The sequence below is a fragment of the Archangium sp. genome, from assembly GCF_036388035.1.
Lineage (GTDB): Bacteria > Myxococcota > Myxococcia > Myxococcales > Myxococcaceae > Archangium.
The window spans coordinates 1-4,827 of sequence record NZ_DASVSO010000196.1; the positions used below are offsets into that span (position 1 = coordinate 1).

The 4,827-nt window shown below is 71.0% G+C and carries 4 protein-coding genes and 1 pseudogene; 3 read left to right on the plus strand and 2 right to left on the minus strand.

Annotated features, from left to right (window positions below; all coding sequences use genetic code 11):
- The 3 genes and pseudogenes from VF697_RS08680 to VF697_RS08690 all read left to right on the plus strand — a co-directional run.
- Positions 1-329 (plus strand): annotated as a pseudogene (locus VF697_RS08680) (ATPase); the annotation flags it as partial.
- Positions 326-2,572, plus strand: coding sequence for a DUF5682 family protein (locus tag VF697_RS08685; RefSeq protein WP_331093166.1), 2,247 nt, complete (start codon positions 326-328; stop codon positions 2,570-2,572). The pseudogene VF697_RS08680 and the gene VF697_RS08685, both read left to right, overlap by 4 nt.
- On the plus strand, positions 2,556-3,767 hold the full coding sequence (locus VF697_RS08690) for a VWA domain-containing protein (protein ID WP_331093168.1): 1,212 nt from the start codon (positions 2,556-2,558) through the stop codon (positions 3,765-3,767). The genes VF697_RS08685 and VF697_RS08690 overlap by 17 nt, the downstream gene beginning before the upstream one ends.
- Here VF697_RS08690 and VF697_RS08695 read toward each other — a convergent pair.
- Together VF697_RS08695 and VF697_RS08700 are read right to left on the minus strand one after the other, a co-directional pair.
- Positions 3,715-4,542: a hypothetical protein gene (locus VF697_RS08695; protein ID WP_331093170.1), complete on the minus strand. Its 828-nt coding sequence runs from the start codon at positions 4,540-4,542 to the stop codon at positions 3,715-3,717. The two genes, VF697_RS08690 and VF697_RS08695, sit on opposite strands and share 53 nt — an antisense overlap.
- 2 nt (positions 4,543-4,544) lie before the next feature.
- The coding region (locus VF697_RS08700; protein WP_331093172.1) for a hypothetical protein at positions 4,545-4,827 on the minus strand (283 nt) is incomplete at its 5' end.

The following is a 4,827-nucleotide window of genomic DNA, read 5'->3' on the forward strand; positions in this document are numbered from 1 at the left end:
AGCCCGCCCTGGAGGAGATCCGCCGGGTGGTCACCCTCTTCCGCGAGCTGCGGGGCGGCGCGACGGAGGACGGCGCGACGAAGCTCAAGACGCCGTCCGGCGCGCTGTCCACGGCGGAGATCATCTCGGTGGTGAACGGCGGGCTGGCCATGGCCGGCTACTACGGGGACGGCGTGCTCCGGGCGCCGGACCTCGCCGCGGGCCTCACGGGCGCCATCGTGAAGGACCCGGTGCAGGACCGGGTGGTGTGGCTGGAGTACCTGAAGACGGTGGTGAAGGAGCGCGAGGGCTGGAAGGACCTCTACCGCGCCTGCATGGAGGTGCTGTGAGCGGAGAGTCGAGCCCGTCGGTGCATGTGCTCGGCGTGCGGCACCACGGCCCGGGCAGCGCGCGCAGCGTGCGGGCCGCGCTCGAACGGCTCCAGCCGGACGTGGTGCTCATCGAGGGCCCACCGGAGGCGGACGCCCTCCTGCCCCTCGCGGCCCACGCGGAGATGAAGCCTCCGGTGGCGCTGCTCGTCTACGCGGTGGACCGGCCGGCGCGGGCCGTCTTCTACCCCTTCGCCGTCTTCTCGCCGGAGTGGCAGGCCATTCAGTACGCCCTGGAGCGCAACCTCCCGGTGCGGTTCATCGACCTGCCGCAGACCCACCAGATGACCCCCGAGGAGGAGAACGCCGAGAAGGTCGAGGCGGCGGAGGCGCCGGGCTCGCCCCGGACGGACCCGCTCGGGGCGCTCGCACGCGCGGCGGGCTACGAGGACGGCGAGCTGTGGTGGGAGCAGCTCATCGAGCAGCGCAGTGCCCCCGAGGGCGTGTTCGAAGCCGTGCTGGAGGCCATGACCGCCCTGCGCGAGGGCGAGGGCGAGCTGCCACCGCGCGAGGCCCGGCGCGAGGCCCACATGCGCCGGAGCATCCGCCAGGCGAAGAAGGACGGCTTCCAGCGGCTCGCCGTGGTGTGCGGCGCGTGGCACGCCCCGGCGCTCGTGCAGCCACGGCCCGCCCGCGAGGACGACGCCCTGCTGCGCGGGCTGCCGAAGGTGAAGGTGGCGGCCACGTGGATTCCCTGGACGTATGACCGACTCGGCTGGCGCAGCGGGTACGGCGCGGGCGTGGAGTCCCCGGGGTGGTACGCGCACCTGTGGCTCACGCCCGAGCGGCCGGTGACGACCTGGGCCACGCGCATCGCGCACCTGCTCCGCGCCGAGGGGCTGGATGCCTCCTCCGCGAACGTCATCGAGACGGTGCGGCTCGCCGAGGCGCTCGCGGCCCTGCGGGGCCTCTCCACCGTGGGGCTGGCGGAGCTGCGAGACGCCGCGCTCGCCGTCCTGTGCGGCGGGGACGCCACCCCGCTGGCGCTCGTCCACGAGAAGCTCGAGGTCGGTACCGGCCTGGGCGTGGTCCCCTCCGAGGTGCCCTCCGTCCCGCTCGCCCGCGACCTGGCCGCGCTCCAGAAGTCGCTGCGCCTGCCACCCTCCTCCGAGAGCAAGTTGCAGGAGCTGGACCTGCGCAAGGACATGGACCGGGAGCGGAGCCGGCTGCTGCACCGCTTGCAGTTGCTCGACATCCCCTGGGGCATGCCGGAGGAGGACCCCCGGAATTCGACGGGCACCTTCCGCGAGACGTGGCGCCTGAAGTGGGAGCCCGAGCTGGCCGTGCGCGTCGTCGAGGCGAGCCTCTTCGGCAACACGGTGGAGTCGGCGGCCTCGGGGCGCGTGGTGGCCCGCGCCACGGATGCGACGGACCTCGGCACGCTGACGGCGCTGCTCGATGCGTCCCTGCTCGCGGAGCTGTCCGCCGCCATCGACACCGTGCTGCGCCACGTGCAGGAGCTCTCGACGCGCTCGGCGGATGTGCCGAAGCTGATGGAGGCCTTCCCGGCCCTGGCGCACGCGGTCCGCTACGGCAGCGTCCGCGAGACGCCCACCGGCCCCATCCTCGCCATCGCCGACGGGCTGTTCGAGCGCATCCTCATCGGACTGTCCGGCGCGTGCATCTCGCTCGATGACGAGGCCGCGCGCACGCGCCGCGACCAGGTGCGCGCCATGCACGCCGCGGTGGCGTTGCTGGAGGGCGGCGAGCGCGGCGAGGCGTGGGCGGAGGCCCTGGGACAGTTGGTGCACCGGGACGCCGTGCACGGGCTCGTGCGAGGGGCCGCGCTGCGGCTGCGGGTGGAGCTCGGGCGGGTGGAGGACAAGGAGCTGGGGACGCTCGCCCGGAGGGCGCTGTCGACGGCCGTGCCTCCCGCCGAGGCGGCGTCGTGGTTGGAGGGACTCGTCTCGGGGAGCGCGCTGCTGCTCCTGCACCGTCAGGAGCTCTGGTCGGCGCTCGACGGGTGGCTCGCGAGCCTCACACGGGAGTCCTTCGTCGAGCACCTGCCGCTGGTGCGGCGCGCGTTCGCCGACTTCAGCACCTCCGAGCGGCGCGCCATGGCAGAGCGGGTCAAGCAGCTCTCCTCCGCACCGGCTCGGGGGAGTGCGAAGGCGGTCACGGAAGAGCTGGAGCCGGAGCGTGTGGCGCGGGTGCTGCCGGTGCTGTCCACCATCCTGGGGGTGCGAATTGGCGAAGTCGGCTGAAGAGGAGCGGCTGGAGCGCTGGCGGCTCGTCCTGGGCGAGCCCGCGCAGGGGACGCTGGGAGCCTCCCTCGGCGAGGCCGAGCTGCGCATGGACCGGGCCCTCTCGGCGCTGTACGACTCCGAGCGCAAGGCGGGCCTGGGAGGCTCCTCGCCGCACGTGGCGCGCTGGCTGGGCGACATCCGTGAGTACTTCCCCGCCTCCGTCGTGCGCGTCATGCAGGGCGATGCGATGACGCGGCTCGGGCTCACGGAGATGCTGTTGCAGCCGGAGATGCTCGAGGCGGTGGAGCCGGACGTGTCGCTGGTGGCGACGCTGCTCTCGCTGCGCAAGGTCATCCCCCAGAAGACGAAGGAGACGGCGCGCAAGGTGGTGCGCCGGGTGGTCGACGACCTGGAGCGGCGCCTGCGAGCCCCGACGGAGCGGGCCGTTCGTGGCGCGCTGTCGAGGTCCTCGCGTACGCGCCGGCCGAAGGGCGCGGAGATCGACTGGGACCGGACGCTGCGGGCCAACCTGGGCAACTACCAGCCCGAGCGGAAGGCGGTGGTGGTGGAGAAGCTGGTGGGCCACGGGCGCAAGCGCTCCAGCCTGCGGGACGTGGTGCTGTGCATCGACCAGAGCGGCTCGATGGCGGCCTCGGTCGTCTATTCGAGCATCTTCGGGGCGGTGCTCGCCTCGCTGCGCGCGGTGACCACGCGGATGGTGCTCTTCGACACCGCGGTGGTGGACCTGACCGAGGAGCTCTCGGACCCGGTGGACCTGCTCTTCGGCACCCAGCTCGGTGGTGGCACGGACATCGATCGGGCGCTCGCGTACTGCCAGCAGATCGTCACCCGGCCGGCGCAGACGATCCTCGTGCTCATCACGGACCTGTACGAGGGAGGCAACGCGCAGCGGATGATCCAGCGGGCCGCGGAGCTGGTGCGCAGTGGCGTGGTGGTCATCTGCCTGCTCTCCCTGAGCGACCAGGGGACTCCGGCCTACGACAGCCACCACGCCGCACAACTGGCGGCCCTGGGCATCCCCACCTTCGCCTGCACGCCGGACCAGTTCCCGGAGTTGATGGCCGCGGCCATCCAGCGGCAGAACATCGGCACCTGGGCGGCACGCAATGACATCCAGCTCGCGCGCTCGGGGTGTAGGCTCAGACGAGGTGGGCCACCTCCACGTCGAAGCGCTTCACCTTGCGCGCCGTGAGGAACTGGTACAGCCGCTGGGAGATGAGCAACGGGGGTAGAGGGCGGTAGGCACCCAGGCGAGGGCCCACGGCCTGGCGCGTGCACAGCCAGTCCACCTCGCCCACGCTGGAGCGCTGGACGTAGAGCTCTGAGAGGACGTCGAACCCGACCACGTGCCCCTCCGGGCAGCGGGCCGCGTCGGGCTCCGGAACGAAGAAGTCGGCGCCCACCCGAGTCTGAGGCGCCAGCTCCACCAGGCACTTGGGCAGCAGCAGCTGATACCAGTGCGGGGTTGGCTTGCCCTGCCGGCTCACCACGGGACCCAGCTCGTAGCCACGGATGCCCGCGGCATTCATCTCCTCGGCCAGCCGAGCCGATACCACCAGTTCTCCACCCAGGGTCCGGGCGATGTCCCGCTTGGGTATCCGCTTCAACTCCAGGTGCAGGGGCCCTACCTGCCTGGCGCCGACACCACACTTCGGACAGGCTTTCGTTTCGTCGTACACCGTGCCGCAGTCCTCCCCCGTAGGCTCGAAGAAGGGACGCACGCGAAGCCACAACAGCTCTCCCTGTCGCAACTCCTTGGGCGTGTATTCGCGGTGGATTTCCAAGTAGGTCAGCATCGTCGAGCCACACCGCTGCCATACCTGCTCGTGCTCTCGTATCTTCTCCAGGAGCGGGTCATTCGATGGAAGCACCAGACGTCGGGTCAACCCCCGGTCTTCGCCCACTTCTGGAGGAAGGAAGGACGCTGCCTTGTCCGACGAGATGCTGAGTTCGATGGTTTCTCGCATGGTCAGAAGTGCACTCCAGGGAGCGGGTATTTCGAGTAGACCAGCCGCATGAGTTCCAGGGCCCGTTTCAGGTTTGGCGTACCAAGTCCATACCCATGATGCTTTCGGAACTCATTGGTGATGAGCTGGTGATAGGCAGGGTCCAAGTTGACGGTGGGTCCGCTGTCCGGCCCGCCGAGGTAGCGGGGGTGGATGTGATGCTTCTGCGGGGGGCCGCCGGCCAGTTGGGGAAAGGCCTTGCGCGCCTCCTGCATGCCCTTGTCGTACAGGGCCCGCGCCGCCTTC

Bases quoted from the DNA above. Each gene is read 5' to 3' on its own strand.
- VF697_RS08695 (WP_331093170.1), bottom strand. From the start codon at position 4,542: ATGCGAGAAACCATCGAACTCAGCATCTCGTCGGACAAGGCAGCGTCC.